Annotated in this window: 19 protein-coding genes; 6 read left to right on the forward strand and 13 right to left on the reverse strand. The window is 60.0% G+C overall.

Annotated elements, in window-relative coordinates; translation table 11 throughout:
• Positions 1 to 5 precede the first annotated feature (5 nt).
• The 4 genes from AB4O45_RS05375 to AB4O45_RS05390 all read left to right on the forward strand — a co-directional run bounded on the left by AB4O45_RS05375 (position 6) and on the right by AB4O45_RS05390 (position 5,290).
• Entirely contained in the window at positions 6 to 1,778 is a 1,773-nt protein-coding gene (locus AB4O45_RS05375) for an N-acetylglutaminylglutamine amidotransferase (RefSeq protein WP_460161161.1), read from the forward strand.
• Positions 1,779 to 1,781: 3 nt separating this feature from the next.
• Positions 1,782 to 3,530: an N-acetylglutaminylglutamine synthetase gene (gene ngg / locus AB4O45_RS05380; RefSeq protein ID WP_460161162.1), complete on the forward strand. Its 1,749-nt coding sequence runs from the start codon at positions 1,782 to 1,784 to the stop codon at positions 3,528 to 3,530.
• Positions 3,531 to 3,702: 172 nt separating this feature from the next.
• A complete protein-coding gene (locus tag AB4O45_RS05385) occupies positions 3,703 to 4,893 on the forward strand; it encodes an osmoprotectant NAGGN system M42 family peptidase (RefSeq protein WP_024013890.1) in 1,191 nt (396 codons plus the stop codon).
• A gap of 169 nt (positions 4,894 to 5,062) precedes the next feature.
• The gene (locus AB4O45_RS05390) at positions 5,063 to 5,290 is read left to right on the forward strand and encodes a YheU family protein (RefSeq protein ID WP_003172962.1); all 228 of its coding nucleotides are present in this window, start codon (positions 5,063 to 5,065) and stop codon (positions 5,288 to 5,290) included.
• A gap of 5 nt (positions 5,291 to 5,295) precedes the next feature.
• On the opposite strand, the gene csrA is transcribed toward AB4O45_RS05390, so the two are convergent.
• From csrA to AB4O45_RS05405, 3 genes are all read right to left on the reverse strand, one after another.
• The gene (gene csrA, locus AB4O45_RS05395; protein WP_024013891.1) at positions 5,296 to 5,481 is read right to left on the reverse strand and encodes a carbon storage regulator CsrA; all 186 of its coding nucleotides are present in this window, start codon (positions 5,479 to 5,481) and stop codon (positions 5,296 to 5,298) included.
• A 133-nt stretch (positions 5,482 to 5,614) separates the two neighbouring features.
• Positions 5,615 to 5,947, reverse strand: coding sequence for a YnfA family protein (locus tag AB4O45_RS05400; RefSeq protein WP_016770946.1), 333 nt, complete (start codon positions 5,945 to 5,947; stop codon positions 5,615 to 5,617).
• Between the two features lie 63 nt (positions 5,948 to 6,010).
• Complete coding sequence (locus tag AB4O45_RS05405; protein ID WP_041478247.1) at positions 6,011 to 6,826, reverse strand: SDR family oxidoreductase; 816 nt, start codon at positions 6,824 to 6,826, stop codon at positions 6,011 to 6,013.
• A gap of 331 nt (positions 6,827 to 7,157) precedes the next feature.
• On the opposite strand from AB4O45_RS05405, the gene AB4O45_RS05410 reads away from it, so the two are divergent.
• Entirely contained in the window at positions 7,158 to 7,310 is a 153-nt protein-coding gene (locus AB4O45_RS05410) for a DUF3309 family protein (protein ID WP_003183939.1), read from the forward strand.
• A gap of 72 nt (positions 7,311 to 7,382) precedes the next feature.
• On the opposite strand, the gene AB4O45_RS05415 is transcribed toward AB4O45_RS05410, so the two are convergent.
• From AB4O45_RS05415 to AB4O45_RS05460, 10 genes are all read right to left on the reverse strand, one after another.
• Positions 7,383 to 9,476: an LTA synthase family protein gene (locus tag AB4O45_RS05415; RefSeq protein WP_460161163.1), complete on the reverse strand. Its 2,094-nt coding sequence runs from the start codon at positions 9,474 to 9,476 to the stop codon at positions 7,383 to 7,385.
• 313 nt (positions 9,477 to 9,789) lie between these two features.
• Positions 9,790 to 10,395: an START domain-containing protein gene (locus AB4O45_RS05420; RefSeq protein ID WP_460161164.1), complete on the reverse strand. Its 606-nt coding sequence runs from the start codon at positions 10,393 to 10,395 to the stop codon at positions 9,790 to 9,792.
• A 40-nt stretch (positions 10,396 to 10,435) separates the two neighbouring features.
• Complete coding sequence (locus AB4O45_RS05425) at positions 10,436 to 10,690, reverse strand: YkgJ family cysteine cluster protein (protein WP_016770949.1); 255 nt, start codon at positions 10,688 to 10,690, stop codon at positions 10,436 to 10,438.
• Between the two features lie 163 nt (positions 10,691 to 10,853).
• A complete protein-coding gene (locus AB4O45_RS05430; RefSeq protein WP_076563781.1) occupies positions 10,854 to 11,327 on the reverse strand; it encodes a translation initiation factor 2 in 474 nt (157 codons plus the stop codon).
• A gap of 78 nt (positions 11,328 to 11,405) precedes the next feature.
• Positions 11,406 to 12,845, reverse strand: coding sequence for an aminotransferase-like domain-containing protein (locus AB4O45_RS05435; RefSeq protein WP_041478242.1), 1,440 nt, complete (start codon positions 12,843 to 12,845; stop codon positions 11,406 to 11,408).
• A 201-nt stretch (positions 12,846 to 13,046) separates the two neighbouring features.
• Complete coding sequence (locus AB4O45_RS05440; RefSeq protein ID WP_056788304.1) at positions 13,047 to 13,859, reverse strand: OmpA family protein; 813 nt, start codon at positions 13,857 to 13,859, stop codon at positions 13,047 to 13,049.
• Positions 13,856 to 14,218: a DUF4398 domain-containing protein gene (locus AB4O45_RS05445; RefSeq protein ID WP_038860459.1), complete on the reverse strand. Its 363-nt coding sequence runs from the start codon at positions 14,216 to 14,218 to the stop codon at positions 13,856 to 13,858. The genes AB4O45_RS05440 and AB4O45_RS05445 overlap by 4 nt, the downstream gene beginning before the upstream one ends.
• Before the next feature lie 9 nt (positions 14,219 to 14,227).
• A complete protein-coding gene (locus AB4O45_RS05450; RefSeq protein ID WP_460161165.1) occupies positions 14,228 to 15,049 on the reverse strand; it encodes a substrate-binding periplasmic protein in 822 nt (273 codons plus the stop codon).
• A gap of 81 nt (positions 15,050 to 15,130) precedes the next feature.
• Positions 15,131 to 16,060: an electron transfer flavoprotein subunit alpha/FixB family protein gene (locus AB4O45_RS05455; protein WP_016770954.1), complete on the reverse strand. Its 930-nt coding sequence runs from the start codon at positions 16,058 to 16,060 to the stop codon at positions 15,131 to 15,133.
• Positions 16,061 to 16,810, reverse strand: a complete 750-nt coding sequence (locus AB4O45_RS05460) for an electron transfer flavoprotein subunit beta/FixA family protein (RefSeq protein WP_007908338.1) — start codon at positions 16,808 to 16,810, stop codon at positions 16,061 to 16,063.
• Between the two features lie 550 nt (positions 16,811 to 17,360).
• Here AB4O45_RS05460 and AB4O45_RS05465 point away from each other — a divergent pair.
• Positions 17,361 to 19,025, forward strand: coding sequence for an electron transfer flavoprotein-ubiquinone oxidoreductase (locus AB4O45_RS05465; protein ID WP_016770955.1), 1,665 nt, complete (start codon positions 17,361 to 17,363; stop codon positions 19,023 to 19,025).
• Positions 19,026 to 19,179 lie beyond the last annotated feature (154 nt).

A 19,179-nucleotide genomic window follows, 5' to 3' on the forward strand; every position in this document is an offset into this window, starting at 1 on the left:
ACTTTATGTGCGGATTAGCTGGCGAGTTACGTTTTGATCAACAACCTGCAGACCTTGCAGCGATCGAGAGAATCACCCATCACCTGGCCCCTCGCGGCCCTGACGCGTGGGGCTTCCATGCCCAGGGGCCGATTGCCCTGGGCCATCGACGCCTGAAGATCATGGACCTGTCGGACGGCTCGGCGCAGCCGATGATCGACAGTCAACTGGGCCTGTCCCTGGCGTTCAACGGTGCGATCTACAACTTCCCGGAATTGCGCGCAGAGCTTGAAGCACTGGGTTATGCCTTCTATTCGGGTGGCGACACCGAAGTGCTGCTCAAGGGTTATCACGCCTGGGGCGAGGCACTGCTGCCAAAACTCAACGGCATGTTCGCCTTCGCCATTTGGGAGCGTGATGCCCAGCGCCTGTTCATCGCCCGTGACCGTCTCGGCGTAAAGCCGTTGTACCTGTCGCGCACTGGCCAACGCCTGCGCTTCGCCTCGGCACTGCCGGCGCTGCTCAAGGGCGGCGATATCAACCCGATCCTCGATCCGGTGGCGCTCAATCACTATCTGAATTTCCACGCGGTCGTACCTGCGCCGCGCACGTTGCTGGCCGGTATCGAAAAACTGCCGCCGGCCACTTGGATGCGCGTTGAAGCCGATGGCCGCACCGAGCAGAAAACCTGGTGGACCCTGCCCTACGGCCCGAATGAAGACGAGAAAAACCTCAATCTGGAAGACTGGGTCGATCGCGTCCTCGACGGCACCCGCGAAGCGGTGGCGATTCGTCAGCGTGCGGCAGTGGACGTCGGTGTGTTGCTTTCCGGCGGTGTCGATTCGAGCATGCTCGTCGGCCTGTTGCGCGAAGTCGGCGTAGAGAATCTGTCGACCTTCTCCATCGGTTTCCAGGATGCCGGCGGCGAGCGCGGCGACGAATTCCAGTATTCCGACCTGATCGCCAAGCACTACGGGACCCGCCACCATCAGTTGCGCATCGACGAGAAAGAAATCATCGAGCAACTGCCCGCCGCGTTCCGGGCGATGAGCGAGCCGATGGTCAGCCACGACTGCATCGCTTTCTATCTGTTGTCCCGTGAAGTGGCCAAGCACTGCAAAGTGGTGCAGAGCGGCCAAGGCGCAGACGAACTGTTTGCCGGTTACCACTGGTATCCGCAGGTCGACGGCGCGGCGGACCCATACGCGGCCTACCGCGATGCGTTCTTTGATCGCAGCTACGACGACTACGCGGCGACTGTGCAGCCGAAATGGCTGGTCGACCACGATGCGGCCGGCGATTTCGTCAAACAGCACTTTGCCCAGCCCGGCGCCGAGGCTGCCGTGGACAAAGCGCTGCGCCTGGACAGCACGGTGATGCTGGTCGATGACCCGGTCAAACGCGTCGATAACATGACCATGGCCTGGGGCCTGGAAGCGCGTACGCCGTTTCTCGACTATCGACTGGTCGAACTGTCGGCGCGGGTGCCGGGCCAATTCAAGCTGCCCGATGGCGGCAAGCAAGTGCTGAAAGAAGCTGCGCGCCGGGTCATTCCAAGCGAAGTGATCGACCGCAAGAAGGGCTATTTCCCGGTGCCGGGTCTCAAGCACTTGCAGGGCGACACGCTCAACTGGGTGCGCGAACTGCTGCTGGATCCGAGCCAGGATCGCGGCCTGTTCAACCCGACCATGCTCGACAAGCTTTTGACTGATCCGCAAGGCCAACTGACCCCGTTGCGCGGTTCGAAACTGTGGCAACTGGCGGCCCTGAACCTGTGGCTCAGTGAACAAGGAATCTGATTGATGAAACCCCATGCCACGTCCATCAACCAGCGCCTGTTGCGTGGTCAGGCCCCCTCGTATGAACGTTTGCAGGCGCGCCTGGCCGAAGACGGCAGCGAGCCTGCCACCGCCCCGATTGCCGTGCATTGCGGCTGGGGCCGGCTGCTGATCGGCCATACCTTTCCCGACCCGGCGTCACTGGCGCAGGAGCTGCTCAACGAGCAGCCCGGCGAACGCGATATCGCCCTGTATGTTGCCGCACCGCAGCAGATTCTCGGCCTCGAGCCGACGCAGCTGTTTCTCGATCCATCCGACACCCTGCGTTTATGGTTCAGCGATTACCGGCAGGCCACGCGGGTGTTTCGCGGCTTCCGCATTCGTCGTGCGCAAAGCGAAACCGACTGGCAGGGCATCAACCGTTTGTACCAGGCGCGCGGCATGTTGCCGATCGATCAGGAGTTGCTCACCCCACATCATCAGGGCGGCCCGGTGTACTGGCTGGCGGAAGACGAGGACAGCGGCGCGGTGATCGGCAGTGTCATGGGTCTCAATCATGAAAAAGCCTTCAACGACCCGGAACACGGCAGCAGCCTGTGGTGCCTGGCGGTCGACCCGCATTGCTCACGCCCGGGCGTCGGCGAAGTGCTGGTGCGGCATCTGGTCGAGCACTTCATGAGTCGTGGTCTGGCTTATCTGGATCTGTCGGTGCTGCACGACAACCGCCAGGCAAAAAACCTTTACGCCAAACTGGGTTTCCGCAACCTGCCGACGTTCGCCATCAAGCGCAAGAACGGCATCAACCAGCCGCTGTTTCTCGGCCCGGGTCCGGAGGCGAATTTCAATCCTTACGCGCGGATCATCGTCGAAGAAGCCCATCGGCGCGGTATCGACGTGCAAGTGGATGACGCCGACGCCGGGCTGTTCACCCTCAGCCACGGCGGCCGTCGCGTGCGCTGCCGCGAGTCGCTGAGCGATCTGACCAGTGCGATCAGCATGACCCTGTGCCAGGACAAAAGCCTGACCCACAAGGTGCTCAAGGCCGCAGGCCTGAAACTGCCGGCGCAGCAACTGGCGGGCAATGCCGACGACAACCTGGCCTTCCTCGATGAGCACCAACGGGTGGTGGTCAAGCCTCTCGATGGCGAACAGGGCCACGGCGTCGCGGTGGATCTGCGCACCATCGAAGAAGTGCAGAAGGCCATCGAAACGGCGAAGCAGTTCGACAGCCGCGTGCTGCTGGAAAGTTTCCACGAAGGCCTTGATCTGCGCATCGTGGTGATCGGTTTTGAAGTGGTAGCGGCGGCGATTCGCCGTCCGGCGGAAGTGGTTGGCGATGGTCAGCATTCGATCGGTGCGCTGATCGAAGCGCAGAGCCGCCGTCGGCAAGCGGCCACCAGCGGCGAAAGCAAGATCCCGCTGGACCACGAAACCCAACGCACGCTGCACGCTGCCGGCTATGACTACAGCAGCATCCTGCCGGCCGGCGAGCATCTGTTCGTGCGGCGCACGGCCAATCTGCACACCGGCGGTACGCTGGAAGACGTGACCGACATTCTTCATCCGACCCTGGTCGACGCGGCAGTGCGCGCGGCGCGGGCGCTGGACATTCCGATGGTCGGGCTCGATCTGATGGTGCCGGCGGCGGATCAGCCCCAGTACGTGTTCATCGAAGCCAACGAACGCGCCGGCCTGGCCAACCACGAACCGCAGCCGACGGCGGAGCGCTTTGTCGATCTGTTGTTTCCGCATAGTCAGCCGGCGATCTCTTGATTACCCAGCGGCTGCACTGACACCATCGCTGGCAAGCCAGCTCCCACAGTTCCCGCGGTATACACAACACTGTGGGAGCTGGCTTGCCAGCGATGAGGACCGATCAGGCGCCACAAATCTTTCTCTCATCGAAACCATCGATGTGCTCAACCCATCAGGAGTTTCCATGACCATGACCACACAAATCCCTGAACCGGATCTGGCTTACCTGCAAAAAGTCCTGCTGGAAATGCTCGCCATTCCCAGCCCTACCGGGTTCACCGACACCATCGTGCGCTATGTCGCCGAGCGTCTCGAAGAGCTGGGCATTCCGTTTGAAATGACCCGGCGCGGCACCATCCGCGCGACGTTGAAGGGCAAAAAGAGCAGCCCTGACCGCGCGGTGTCTGCGCACCTGGACACCATCGGCGCTGCTGTGCGTGCGGTAAAAGACAACGGTCGCCTGACCCTAGCCCCGGTCGGCTGCTGGTCGAGCCGCTTTGCCGAGGGTAGCCGGGTCAGCCTGTTTACCGACACCGGGGTGATTCGCGGCAGCGTGTTGCCGCTGATGGCGTCCGGGCACGCCTTCAACACCCAGGTCGATGAAATGCCGATCAGTTGGGACCATGTCGAGCTGCGTCTGGACGCCTACTGCACGACCAAGGCCGATTGCGAGTCGCTGGGCATTCATGTCGGCGACGTGGTGGCCTTCGACCCGCTGCCGGAGTTCACTGAAAGCGGTCATATCAGCGCCCGCCACCTCGACGACAAGGCCGGCGTTGCCGCACTGCTCGCCGCGCTCAAGGCGATTGTCGACAGTGGCCAGGAACTGAACATCGATTGCCATCCACTGTTCACCATCACCGAGGAAACCGGCAGCGGTGCAGCGGCGGCATTGCCGTGGGACGTCAGCGAGTTTGTCGGCATCGACATCGCACCGGTCGCCCCCGGCCAGCATTCCAGCGAACACGCGGTGAGCGTGGCAATGCAGGATTCCGGCGGGCCGTATGACTATCACCTGTCGCGGCATCTGTTGCGTCTGGCCGATGAACACGAATTGCCGGTGCGCCGCGACATGTTCCGCTATTACTTCAGCGATGCGCACTCGGCGGTCACCGCCGGTCACGACATTCGCACCGCCCTGCTCGCCTTCGGCTGCGATGCCACGCATGGCTACGAACGCACGCACATCGACAGTCTGGCGGCGCTCAGCCGACTGCTTGGCGCGTACATTCTGAGTCCGCCGGTCTTTGCCAGCGATGCGGCGCCGGCCAATGCCTCACTGGATCGCTTCAGCCATCAGATCGAGCATGACACGCAGATGGAAAGCGAAACCCGGGTGCCGCCGGTGGACAGTCTGGTGGGGCAGCGTTCTGACAGTTGAACCTTCGGTGAACAGATAACCGCTTTCGCGAGCAGGCGCGCTCCCACAGGGATCGCATTTCAAAGGTGGGAGCGAGCCTGCTCGCGAATTGGCAGGCAAGACCGATACAAAACTGGCACGCAAAACCCAATCCCCGTAGCATCCCGACATTGATTTGACCGAGGTGCCCATGCTCATTCCCCACGACGCGCTTGAAGTCGACACCCTCACCCGCCTGATCGAGGATTTCGTCACCCGCGACGGTACCGACAACGGCGATGACACCCCGCTGGAGACCCGCGTCCTGCGCGTGCGTCAGGCACTGACCAAAGGCCAGGCATTGATCGTGTTCGATCCGGAAAGCGAGCAGTGCCAGCTGATGCTCAAGCACGACGTACCCAAGCATCTGTTCGACTGAAGCCGTCAGCCAGCCTTCGCCGCAGCCTCCTTGCGCTTGATCCGGTCATAGACCTCGGCGCGGTGTACATGGACCTTTTTCGGCGCCTCGACGCCGAAGCGCACGCTGGAGCCGTTGACCGACAGAACACGCAGGGTGATGTCGTCTCCGATTGAAATCAACTCACCGACCACACGGCTGAGTACAAGCATGGGATTCATCCTTCAGGACTGGCAAACCCTGAAGATGCGCGGCTTACAGCGTCTTCACAATCCACGACGAGCAAATCAGTCTTGCCCTACAGACGCCCACGCCCACGGCTGTCAGACACTTCGCACAAAAGCCTCAGGCAGCGGAAAAGCGCGGCCCGAACAGAATGATGCTGGCACCGACCACGCACAGGGCCATGCCAATCCAGTCCGAGCCCAGCGGACGCACCCGCTCGACCACCGCTAGCCAGCCAATCGAAGCAACGATGTAGATCCCGCCATACGCGGCATAGGCGCGCCCGGCGTAGGCCGCTTCAACACGGGTCAGCAACAGCGCGAACAGGGTCAGGCTGAGCAACGCGGGAATCACCCACAACGCACTCTTGCCCTGGCGCAGCCACATGTAGAAGGCAAAACAGCCGGCGATTTCAAACAGCGCCGCAAGGAAGAACCACAAGTAATTGAGCATGGAGGCGTCTCGACAGGGTGACCGTGGCGGCCACCCTAACGACGCGGCGGGAATCGAACAAGATCAAGCGTTGTTTTGTTTGGCCTTGGCGCGCATTTTCTCGGCCATGGAAGTCATTTCGTTGTAGAGCAGTTGCGGATTCTTCTGTTTGAGCGCCCAGGCCATGCGCCCTTGTTCGTGGGGCAGAATCAAGAATTCGCCGGCGGCGACTTGCTGATAGATGTAGTCAGCGATGTCGGCTGCGCTGATCGGCGAACTTTCCAGCAACTTGCCGACCTGGGCTTTCATGGCCGGGGTCGGGCCACGGAAAGAATCGAGCAAGTTGGTCTGGAAGAACGACGGGCAAACCACATGCACCGCCACTTCCTGCTGCGCCAGTTCGATCAGCAAACTCTCCGACAACGCCACTACGCCGGCCTTGGCCACGTTGTAGTTACTCATTGCCGGGCCTTGCATCAACGCGGCCATGGAGGCGATGTTGATGATCTTGCCCTTGCTCTCTTCCAGCAGCGGCAGGAACGCCTTGCAACCCTTGACCACGCCCATCAGGTTGATCGCAATCTGCCAGTCCCAGTCTTCCAGCGACAATTCGCTGAAAAACCCGCCCGAGGCGACACCGGCATTGTTGACGATGATGTCGATGCCGCCGAGCTTCTCTTCACAGGCCTGGGCGAAGGCGGTGAGCTGACTGTAATCGCGCACGTCACAGCGCTGGATGAAGCCGTCACCGCCCGCCTCGCGCACCAGCTTCAGGGTTTCCTGCAGGCCGGGCTCACTGACATCGGACAAGGCCAGCCGCCAGCCTTCACGGGCCCAGCGCAGCGCGATTTCGCGACCCAGGCCTGAGCCTGCACCAGTGATCATCATGCGATTTTGCATAGCGGACAGCCTTGTTGTTCCGGGAGAGATGCGCCGAGTGTAGCGAAGGAAGTTCGTTCGCCCACGCTCCATCCAGTTGCTGAATGGAGGATCAAAAGATTCCAGCCGTCATTGTTTTCCGGTTGGTCTCATGTAGGAGCTGACGAGTGCAACGGGGCTGCGATCTTTTTGCTGGAAAGGAAATAACCGAGCAATCCAAATACATTAAAAAAACATTGAATTTTTTTTCATCGGCGCAAGTCGGAGCATGTAAGCCGGCTGGAATTTAGTTGCTCTCCAGCTGCCCACTGAGCATCAAGACTCTTCCAGACTCTGAACAAGGAAATCACCCATGGGCACAATTCTAATCATCATCCTGATCCTGTTGCTGATCGGTGGTCTGCCGGTCTTCCCGCACTCAAGAAGTTGGGGTTATGGCCCGTCGGGCATTATCGGCGTGGTGTTGGTCGTGCTGCTGGTGCTGTTGTTACTCGGCAAGATATGACGATTTGAAGCGGTAAAAAAAGAGGCCCTTGTTCAAGGGCCTCTTTTTTATTGCGTGGACTTTAACCAGTTATCAGTCCGGCTTGCCGTGAATGACACCGGCGGTGTTATCGAGCAGGCTCTTGGTCGCGGTTTGCAGGAACGCCTCAAGTTTGAGTTTGAGTTCGGCAGTGCGCGGCGCGTCCGGCACTACTTCGGCGTGCGGGTTGGCGCCGAGCTGGTATTGCCAGATTTTCGGGCCCATGTCCTTGTCACGCGGCAGCACCAGAATCTGGTCGGCGGTGACAATGGCGGTGGTCTGTTCGCTGCCCGATGGCTTGATCACACCGAAACCGGTATCGCCCTGCGGCAGGTTGAGCAGGTCACGGCCCCAGCACTGGTGACGCACTTCGCCACCGAGACGGCCCATGATGGTCGGCACGATGTCGATCTGCGTACCCACGGTGTGGTCGCGGGTACCGAACTTCTGCTGAATGCCCGGGGCGATCATCAGCATCGGCACGTTGAAGCGGCCCAGGTCCATTTCAGTGATCTGGCGCTCGTTGCCGAAGCCATGGTCGCCGACGATGACGAACAGGGTTTCGTTGAAGTACTTCTCTTTGCGCGCCTTCTCGAAGAACTGACCGAGCGCCCAATCGGAGTAGCGCATGGCGGTCAGGTGTTCGTTGAGGCTGCCACGGTCAGTCACGCGCTCGACCGGCAATGGCGTCGGCAAGGCGTACGGTGTGTGGTTGGACAGGGTTTGCAGCAGCGCGTAGAACGGCTTGCCGTTTTCCCGCGCCTTCAGTTCTTGCAGGCCACGATCGAACATGTCCTGGTCGGACACGCCCCAGGTCGGATCGGAGAACACCGGATTGACGAAGTCGTTGCGGCCAACGAAGTTGGTCATGCCCTGATTGCTGAAGAAGCCCGACTGGTTATCCCAGGCGAAATCGCCGTTGTAGACATAGACGTCGTCATAGTCGCGGGCGCTGAGCAGCTGCGGCAGGCCGGACAGTTTGTGGCTGCCTTCCGGGGTCTGCATCAGGTATTCGAAACCTGGCAGGTTGGGGAAGCAGGCCATGGTCGCGAACATGCCCTGATGGGTGTGGGTGCCGTTGGAGAAGAAACGGTCGAACAGCAGACCTTCCTTCGACAGCTTGTCCAGGTACGGGGTGATATTGCCCGGCGCGCCCAAAGCACCGACCGAGTGACCGGCCATGCTTTCCATCAGGATCACCACAACGTTCTTGATCGGCAGGGTCTTGTCGGCCGGCGGCATGTAGTCGCGGCGAACAGCGGCGATGTCGGCATCGACCAGTTTGTCGCCCGGCATCAGCAGCATGTCGCGCACCACTTGCTGCGCCTGTTCCTGAGGCAGCGTGGCTTTCCAGATATTGTCGCGGTCTTCGCCCATGCGCGCCTTGGCTGCGGCGACCAGCGCCAGCGTGCCATTGAGGCCGAGCTGGTTGGCGAAGTTGGAATCGGTGGTGTAGACGTCACCCCAACGCATCGGCGGGCCTTGACGCAGGGTGCCGCGAGCGGCGACCACGCAGATCAGCAGGCAGACCACGAACACCGCCAGGCGGGTGTACCACGGCGCAACCTGACGGGAGCTGACGCTGCCGCCGCTGAACGGCCCGCGCGGGCGGGTGGCGCGGTCGGCGCCTTTGAATGCCAGAGTCAGAATGACCGTACCGATCACCCACGCCAGCACGTAGCGCACCACCGGGAAACCGTACCAGAGCATGCTCATTACGGTTTTCGGGTCTTCCTTCACGTACTGGAACACCAGACCATTGAGGCGCTGGTGAAACTCGCGGTAGAAGTCCATTTCCATCAGGCCGAGGAACAGCGCGATGCTCGAGGCGACGGTCAGCCACAGACGGAAGAAACCGCGCGCGGCCATGGCCCGGGCACTGAACAGCGCCAGCACCAGCGGAATGCACAGGTAGACCACCAGGCGCAGGTCGAAACGCAGACCGTTGACGAACGCTTCAAGGAAGGTCGCGGCCGGGGTGTCGAGGATCATCTCGCGGTTGTAGACCAGCAGCGCGAGGCGCAGCGCGGAAAACATCACCATCATGACCAGCGCGCACAGCAGCGTGTAGGCCAGATGCGATTTGACGGTCGGTTGCAGCAGACGAGCAGAAGATCGCTGCTGACTCAGGGCGTCCGGGTTTGCCATGTCGTTTTAGGACCCATTGGAAGTTGAAGTTGCAAAAATACAGCGGCGCCATGCCCTCTATTGGTCAATCCAGACCCCGGGGCGTGCGCGGTGCGCAAATGTTGCACGATCGTTCACACCATTGCCATTGATTACTGCCCAGCCCTTCGAGACTTTCATTCGAAGGCTGGCAACGCAATGGCAGTCAACAAGTGCGGGCGAATTGTCTTGGAGACTTTGTGAAAATTTCGTGCAACGCATATCTGGAAATACAATTTAGAGACAAAACAAAACGCCCCGAAGCGATCGGGGCGTTTTGCTTACAGCCAATTGATTATTTCTCGGCGCGTTCTTTCAGCGCTTTCAGGGTATTGAATGGCGCATCCACCACAAACTTGTTGGCGACCATGGCCGGCACGCTACCGCCCGGCTCGGTGTGCACCTGGTAAGTCACTTCAACGTGATCGCCTTTAGGCACGAACTTCCAGAAGCCTTTGACTTGCTGGACCCGCACGAAGCCTTTTTCTTCCGGCAGATAGGTCGGCACGCCCTCAAGATTACGGGTCAGGCTGCCATCGGCGCCCTCAACAGTGGTGATTTTCAACACCGAATCACGCGGGGTCACCGGCCACGGCGTATTGAATTGCGAATAGGTCCAGCTCAGATCGCCTTCGTGCTTGAGCAGTTTCTGGCTCTTGCATTCGTGAATCCACGCGCAGGCGCCGGAGACGTCTTCCTGCAAGGCGCGCAGTTTGGCAACGGTTGTTTTCATCAGCGCAACGCCTTGGTAGGACTTGTAATCCGAACCGGGTATTTCGCTCAGGGAAACCTTGATGCCGTCTTCGTTCTTGGCAACTTTCCAGTCTTCCGCGTGGACGACCGAGGTGGCAAGTACGGCAGTCAGACCACACAACACAGCGATACGGTGCAGCGAACCCATAGTTTTATTCCTTATTGTTGAAGTTCCGTTGGTGAACACATCACGCCGCCGTCATCTGCTCCCACCAGCCGATCAATCTGATCGCTTCTTCTGAACTGCTGCCGCAAACCTCGACATCCGCAGCGAAACCCGAGCACACAGCCGGACGTTCCGGACGGCCGAAAATGCTGCACAGGTTATCGACCGACAGTTGCACGCAACGTTCGCCGGCGGGTTTGCCATCGGGCATGCCGGGGATCGGCGAACTGATGGAGGGGGCAATGCAGCAAGCGCCACAGCCTTCACGGCATTTCATGACGAACAGATCCTCGCGACGGGCGATGTGTAAAGAGACGGGGAACAGAGTAACCGCTAAAACAGCTGTTTCAAATTGCTGCAAGCGGCTTTTCAACGATAAGTAAAAGTGACCGGGCAGTCTCCGACGAAGCGTCTGCTCTGCGCGTCGCAGAGGCCTGCATCTATTGCTTGAATTCGAAATCCAGCGCCGCGCCTTCCACATCGCGTCGCGCTTCGTTGCGCAATTGCAACTCCATTTCATTGCTGAGCAAGCGGCCGTTGAGCTGGAAGCCGTTATCTTTTTCGCCAAACATCTGCGGCAGGATCGCCTCGCGTTTGGGCAGTTCTACGGTGCCCTGTGGCTTCAGGTCTTCAACCATATCCTTGGGCAGGCTGAGATCGAGTTTTGCCGGCGGCAATTTGGTCTTGGCCACTTCGCTCGCGGATTTCGACTTCGAGGCAACCGGGCGGCGCTTCTTCACCGTGGCGTTTGTTTTGGCCTGGGCTTTTTTTGCCGGAGCCACGGTTTTGACGGCTTTCTTCGTCGTACTGGTCGCTGCCGGTTTTTCCTGGGCTGCGGCCGCCATGACACCCGGTGCCTGACCGATCATCAACAAACCCAGCAATACCCACGCGGCAGGAACAATGGCTTTCATGGACCCAACGAACTAACGGCAGAGGGCCACATGCTCGCTTGTTGTGCGTCACATGACAAGCACCACCGCCCTCCTCGTTCAGAATCCGCCAGCCATTTCCTGACACAGTTGGGTCGCCAACAGACCCAGCGTCATCAGCGCGCGCTCCGCCTCGCGGTTCCACGGAATGCCGCAATTGAGCCGGATACAGTGGTTGAACTGCTCGGTGTTGCTGAAGATCAGCCCCGGCGCGATGCTGATGCCTTGTTGCAGTGCGCGGACATGTAATTCCTGGGTGTTGACCCGCCCCGGCAAGCTCACCCAAAGGATGAAACCGCCCGTTGGCCGGGACATCTGCGTGCCTTCAGGGAAATGCTGTTGAACCGCCAGCTGGAACGCGCTGAGGTTTTTCCGGTACTCCTGGCGGATGTAGCGTAAATGCCGGTCATAACCGCCGTTTTCCAGATAGGCGGCAATCGCCATCTGCGTGACGCTGCACGCCGAATGGGTGCTGAAGGTTTGCAGGCGCTGGATTTCCTGTTGGTATTTGCCGGCGATCATCCAGCCGATACGCACACCTGGCGACAAGGTTTTGGAGAAGCTCGAGCAGTAGATCACCCGATCCAGCCTGTCGTAAGCCTTCAGCGCCTTGGTACGGCCCTGCTCGAACATCAGTTCGCCGTAGATATCGTCTTCGACAATCTGAATGTCGAAATCCGAGGCCAGCCGCAGCAACTGTTTCTGCCGCTCTTCCGGCATGGTTCCGCCGAGGGGATTGCTCAGGCGCGTGGTCAGCACCAGCGCCTTGATCGACCACTGGTTGGCGGCCAGTTGCAAGGCTTCCAGGCTCATGCCGGTGGCGGGGTCGCTGGGGATTTCGATGACCTTCAGGCCAAGCAGATCGGCCAGTTGCAGCAGGCCGTAATAGGTCGGTGATTCGGCAGCGATCAGATCCCCCGGCCGGGTCAGCACACGCAATGACATCTGCAAGGCGTCGACACAGCCGTGGGTAATCACCACTTCCGACGGATCGACCACCACGCCGGCGTCACGCATGCGGATCGCGACTTGCCGACGCAGCGGTTCGAAGCCGGGGCTGAACATGTAGCTGAACGCCCGTGGACTGTGAAACCGGGTGACCTTGGCCAGTTGCTGATGCAGCGCGCGCACCGGCAGATAATCGACGCTCGGCACCGCAGCGCCCAGCGGAAACACGCCTTCGCGCCGCGACTCGACCAATACCTGCTGGATGATGCTGCTGCGCGTCACCAGCCCCGGCCGTTCGACCCGGGCAATATCCGGCGTCGGCGCGGTCAGCGCTGGGGTCTGGTGCACGTAGTAACCCGACTGCGGCCGAGCGCGGATCAGGCCCTGATCTTCAAGGTTGGCGTAAGCCTGCAACACCGTCGCATGACTGACGTTGAGCTGCGAACTCATCTTGCGCACCGAAGGCACGCGCTCCCCCGGTTGATAGACACCACGGCGGATGTCTTCGGCCAGTTGCTGAGCAATACGTTGGTAGAGCAAGAGATTGGTCATGACGCAGCACTCGATTTCACGGGCGTTTTATTCTTGTGTGAAACAATACCGGAACAGTTTAGAAGTGTACTGGGACAGTTGCCAGATTACTCGACCGTACAGTGGGGTGTCTGCCCCATCTGTACGGTTTTGCGCAGCAATCGACAGACATAAAAAAGCCCGGCACTGCATGACAGTCCGGGCTTTCCAGAGACGCAGCCCTCAGCGGGCGGCGCCGAGCTGGCCTTTTTCGTCGGAGAACACGATTTCCACCCGGCGGTTCTGCGCCCTGCCGCGCTCGGAGGCGTTGGCGTCAACCGGAAACTGGTCGCCATAACCTTCGACCTGAATGCGTTTTTCATCGATGCCCAGATCGACCAGCACGTCAGCCACCGACTGCGCACGATCGCGGGACAGTTTGAGGTTTTCCTGTTTGCCACCGGTGCTGTCGGTGTAACCCTCGATGCGCACCACGCGCTTGGGGTTGAGTTGCAGAAACTGGACGATCTTCAGCACGACACGGTTGGCCGAGTTTTTCAGTTCCGCCTGGCCGGTGTCGAACAACACGTCGCCGAGGGTCATGACCAGCCCCCGATCGGTCTGTGTGGTGGCCAGCGCCTCGATCTGTTCCTCCAGCCACTTGCCCTGCTGCTGCACACTGAGCAGCTTCGACTCGCGCAGAGCCAGTTGCAGACGCTGACGCTCAAGCTCGAGCTTGGCTGCGCGTTCCTCGTTGAGCGCCTGGTTGGTGTGCTCGCGGGCGATTTCGCTGTAGCGCTGGCTCAGGTAGGCGTAATGCACCACGTCGGCACCGCTGCCCCAATAGGTCGACAGCCGATCGGCACGGGCAAGAGACTCGCCGGCGCGGATCACGTCTTTCGGCGCGATGCGCAGGACGTTGGAATCTTCCTTGACCTTCTGGAAATCAGCGCCGGCCTGTTGCAGCGCCGCCTCGCTGTGCTGGCCGGCGCAGCCGTACAGGCTGGCGCAACCGGCGAGGAGCAGAATGCCGAGAGCATTGGACTTGAGGCTCATTGCGCTTCCCCCAGTTGCAGCTGCTTGCGCAGGCGGACAATGCGGGTATTGAGCACATTCAGCTGTTCTTCACTTTTTTTCGTCAGCACCTTGGCCTCGGCCAGACGTGCATCCAATTCGGCCTGCTCGGCACGCATGCGCGCGTTGCGATAGGACTCGTCGGCCATGCTGCCTTTGGCGCGGTTGTATTTGGTTTCGGCCAGTTGCATTTCCGGCACTTCGTCGGCGGTAGCGCCGACTGCCTTGGCCTGCACGATGGCTTGTTCGGTCAAACGCATTTGTTCACTGGGTGCCGGATCGGATGCGCACCCGGCCAGGGCCAGAACGGCCACAGCCGCGAAAAGAGGTCGAATACTCACTAAGAATCCCTACTGTTTTGGGGCACTGACAGGTTGTGGCGACTGTTGCTGTTGCGCCTTCCAGCGCTCGATGTTGCGTTGCAGCGCGGCTTCCGTCAGTCCGGACGCGGGCAATTCTGTCATCTTTTTGGCGAGCTGTCCGCGCAACCACGGATCGTTGCAGGCCGAGTTATGCGAAACCGCGAGGAACAGACCCGGCCGGTCGATGGGTTGTTCGAACGCCAACAGATCGCTGGTCATGCCCAATGTCTGCGCGGCGGCCAGGCCTGAGTAACGTCCGGCGAGGACATATTCCACCTCGCCCAACAGCAGTTTCTGTAATGCCTCGGTAAGGTTTGCTGTGCGGGTCAGGGTCAGATTCTGTTCGGCGAAAGTGCCGAATGCCTGGGTCATCCGCGACTTTTCCGACACCGCCCCGGCATGGCCTTTCAGGTCGCTGGCCTCGCCGTAGGTCAGCGTCGAGCCTTTGCGCGTCCACACCAGATAGTCGTTTTCCAGCAGTGGCGGATGGATGTAGTCGAGGTTTTCCAGCTCATTCACGGTCAACGGCGCGTCGGCCAGCATGTCCATGCGCCCGCTGCGCACTTCATCGAGGGCCTGCGAGCGTTTGCCGGCGTAGAGCAGGTCAACTTTGATGCCCAGATCCTTGGCCACTTGCTGCAGCAAATCGGCGCTAGCGCCGATCAGGCGTTTGGGATTTTGCGGGTCCTGCCACAGATAGGGCGGCGCATCCGGGCTGCCGGTGACAACCAGGCGCTCGCACTTGCCAGCGGCCGTGGCCAGACCTGGCAACAGCACCCATCCCAACAACCATCCGCAGCGCAGATCCATGGCTAAACGCTCCCGCTTGAAATTCGAGACAAAAAAAAGCCCGACCAACAGGCCGGGCTCTTTATAAGTGAAGCCGCAGGATTAGACCAGCTTCTCCAGCTCAGGTACTGCTTCGAACAGATCCGCCACGAGGCCGTAATCGGCCACCTGGAAGATCGGCGCTTCTTCGTCCTTGTTGATCGCAACGATCACCTTGGAGTCTTTCATACCGGCCAGATGCTGGATCGCGCCGGAGATACCGACGGCAATGTACAGCTGTGGCGCAACGATCTTGCCGGTCTGACCGACCTGCATGTCGTTCGGTACGAAACCTGCGTCGACCGCAGCGCGCGAAGCGCCAACAGCAGCGCCAAGCTTGTCGGCCAGGGCGTACAGGTGTTTGAAGTTGTCACCGTTCTGCATGCCGCGGCCGCCAGAGACGACGATCTTGGCAGCGGTCAGCTCAGGACGATCGGACTTGGCCAGCTCTTCGCTGACGAAGCTCGAGGTACCGGCGTCGTGCGCAGCGCCAACAGCTTCAACGGCAGCCGAACCACCTTCAGCAGCAACCGGATCGAAACCGGTGGCACGCACGGTGATCACTTTGATCGCGGCGGTCGATTGCACGGTGGCGATGGCGTTACCGGCGTAGATCGGACGCTTGAAAGTGTCAGCGCTTTCTACCGAAATGATCTCGGAGATCTGGTCAACGTCCAGCGCAGCGGCAACGCGCGGCAGGATGTTTTTGCCGTTGGAAGTGGCGGCAGCGAGGATGTGGCTGTAGCCAGCGCCCAGCTCTGCAACCAGCGGCGCTACGTTCTCTGGCAGCTGATGCGCGTAAGCGGCGTTGTCAGCATTCAGGACTTTGCTCACGCCAGCGATTTTCGCTGCGGCTTCGGCCACCGGGCCTGCGCCCTGACCTGCTACCAGAACGTGGATGTCGCCGCCGATTTTTGCCGCAGCAGCCACGGTGTTCAGTGTGGCCGGGGCCAGCACTTTGTTGTCGTGTTCAGCAATAACCAAGATAGTCATTTAGATTACCTTCGCTTCGTTCTTGAGTTTTTCAACCAGTTCAGCCACCGACTTGACCTTGATGCCCGCGCTGCGTGCAGCCGGCGCTTCGACTTTCAGGGTCTTGTTGGTGGAGGCGGTGGAAACGCCCAAAGCGTCCGGAGTCAGCACTTCGAGAGGCTTCTTCTTGGCTTTCATGATGTTTGGCAGGGACGCATAGCGCGGCTCGTTCAAACGCAGGTCGGTGGTGACGATGGCCGGCAGTTTCAGCGAAACGGTCTGCGCGCCGCCGTCGATTTCGCGAGTCACGGCAACGCTGTCGCCGGAGACTTCGACTTTCGAAGCGAAGGTGCCCTGACCGTAGCCGCTCAGTGCCGCGAGCATCTGGCCGGTCTGGTTGTTGTCGCTGTCGATCGCCTGTTTGCCAAGGATCACCAACTGAGGCTGCTCCTTGTCGACAACGGCCTTGAGCAGCTTGGCCACGGCCAGCGAGGTCAGGTCTTCAGCGGATTCGACGAGGATGGCGCGGTCGGCACCCAGAGCCAGTGCGGTACGCAGCTGCTCCTGAGCGGTGGTCGGGCCGATCGAGACGACGACGATTTCAGTCGCAACGCCCTTCTCTTTCAGGCGTACGGCTTCTTCCACGGCGATTTCGCAGAACGGGTTCATCGACATCTTGACGTTGGCGAGGTCGACGCCGGAATTGTCCGCCTTGACGCGGACCTTGACGTTGTAATCCACAACGCGTTTGACAGCTACAAGAACCTTCATGGATTCCTCGTTACTCTCCGGTGAAAAGAAAGTCGCCTAGGCGAACCTGGCGGATGATGCTCATCGGGCGACAAGGGCACCTCTAAAAACGCCGGCTTGAATGTGAGGTGATTCACTTCGCGAAGAGCGGTGACCGTTCGTCAGGGGTGACTGTCGGGTCATTCATTCTCACGCTGTGTAAACTGCGCGCCGGACTTGCGCTGCGCATCACCGTCTACTGCCTGTGCCCTGTCTTTAGAGGTGCTCTTGAAACCGCCAGTCTGCCTACGGCGAGCGCAAAACCGCCCGTATCTTGACCGGAACGCCCATTCTGGTCAATACGCCAAAATGCCCTGTCATAAGCCGCGCTTCTTTGATTTATCAGGGCTGGAGGCGATTCAAACAAACGTTTGTATTGGACGCTAGGAGTGGTGTAGATATAATGCGCCGCCTAGAGAGAAAGGTGGATTCGCCAATATTCCCTTTGACGTTAACGTAAAGGCAATACGGATGCGAGATCAAACCTCCATATTAGAAAAAAAACTGTTGAGCCTTGAGTAGGAGATAGCCTGTGGAACGCGAATACATGGAATTCGACGTCGTCATCGTCGGTGCCGGCCCCGCTGGTCTGTCCGCCGCCTGCCGCTTGAAGCAGAAGGCCGCTGACGCCGGTAAGGAAATCAGCGTCTGCGTGGTCGAAAAAGGCTCCGAAGTCGGCGCGCACATCCTCTCCGGTGCGGTGTTCGAACCCCGCGCCCTGAACGAACTGTTCCCGGACTGGAAAGAACTCGGCGCACCGCTGAACACGCCAGTCACACGCGATGACATTTTCGTGCTGAAAAACGCCGACAGTGCGCAGAAGATTCCTGACTTCTTTGTGCCCAAGACCATGCACAACGAAGGCAACTACATCATCTCCCTGGGCAACCTGTGCCGCTGGCTGGCTCAGCAGGCCGAGAACCTGGGTGTGGAAATCTATCCGGGCTTTGCCGCTCAGGAAGCGCTGATCGATGAAAACGGCGTAGTGCGCGGGATCATCACCGGTGATCTGGGCGTCGACCGTGAAGGCAACCCGAAAGAAGGCCTGTACACCCCTGGCATGGAACTGCGTGGCAAATACACGCTGTTCGCCGAAGGCTGCCGTGGCCACATTGGCAAGCAACTGATCAAGCGCTACAACCTCGACAGCGATGCCGACGTTCAGCACTACGGCATTGGTCTGAAAGAAATCTGGGAAATCGACCCGGCCAAGCATCAGCCGGGCCTGGTGGTGCACACCGCCGGTTGGCCGCTGGACATCATGGGCACCGAAAACACCGGCGGCTCATTCCTCTATCACCTGGAAAACAATCAGGTGGTGGTCGGTCTGATCGTCGACCTGTCCTACAGCAACACTTACCTGTCGCCGTTCGATGAGTTCCAGCGCCTCAAGCATCACCCGGTGCTCAAGCAATATCTGGAAGGCGGCAAGCGCGTCAGCTATGGCGCCCGCGCCATCGCCAAGGGCGGCCTGAACTCGCTGCCGAAAATGGTCTTCAAGGGCGGCGCGCTGATCGGTTGCGACCTCGGCACCCTGAACTTCGCCAAGATCAAAGGCAGCCACACCGCGATGAAGTCCGGCATGCTTGCGGCGGAATCGGTGGCCGATGCGCTGTTCGCCGAGCAGGATTGCACCGTCGAACTGACTACTTACGTCGACGCATTCAAGAACAGCTGGCTGCACGAAGAACTGTTCGCCAGCCGTAACTTCGGCCCGGCGATTCACAAGTACGGCGCGATCATCGGCGGTGGTTTCAACTGGCTGGACCAGAACATCTTCGGCGGCAAACTGCCGTTCACCCTGCGCGACACCAAGCCGGATTACGCCTGCCTCAAGCTCGCGGCCGACTGCAAGAAGATCGATTACCCGAAACCTGACGGCAAACTGAGTTTCGACAAACTCAGCTCGGTGTTCATCTCCGGTACCAACCACGAAGAAGAGCAGCCGTGCCACTTGAAGCTGACCGATCCGAGCATCCCGATCAGCAAAAACCTGCCGTTGTACGACGAACCGGCGCAGCGTTACTGCCCGGCCGGCGTATACGAAGTGATCACCAAGGAAGACGGCGAGAAGCGCTTCCAGATCAACGCCCAGAACTGCGTGCACTGCAAGACCTGTGACATCAAGGACCCTGCGCAGAACATCACTTGGGTCGCGCCGGAAGGCGCCGGCGGCCCGACTTACCCGAACATGTAAGTCGAAACGCTGAACAACAAGGCTCCCGAAATGGGGGCCTTTTTGTTGCCCAAAATTCCCCTGACACCACAAAACAACTGTGGGAGCGAGCCTGCTCGCGAAAGCGGTGTGTCAGATAAAGATGATGTCGACTGATACACCGCCTTCGCGAGCA

The organism is Pseudomonas sp. S2_B10, assembly GCF_054668425.1.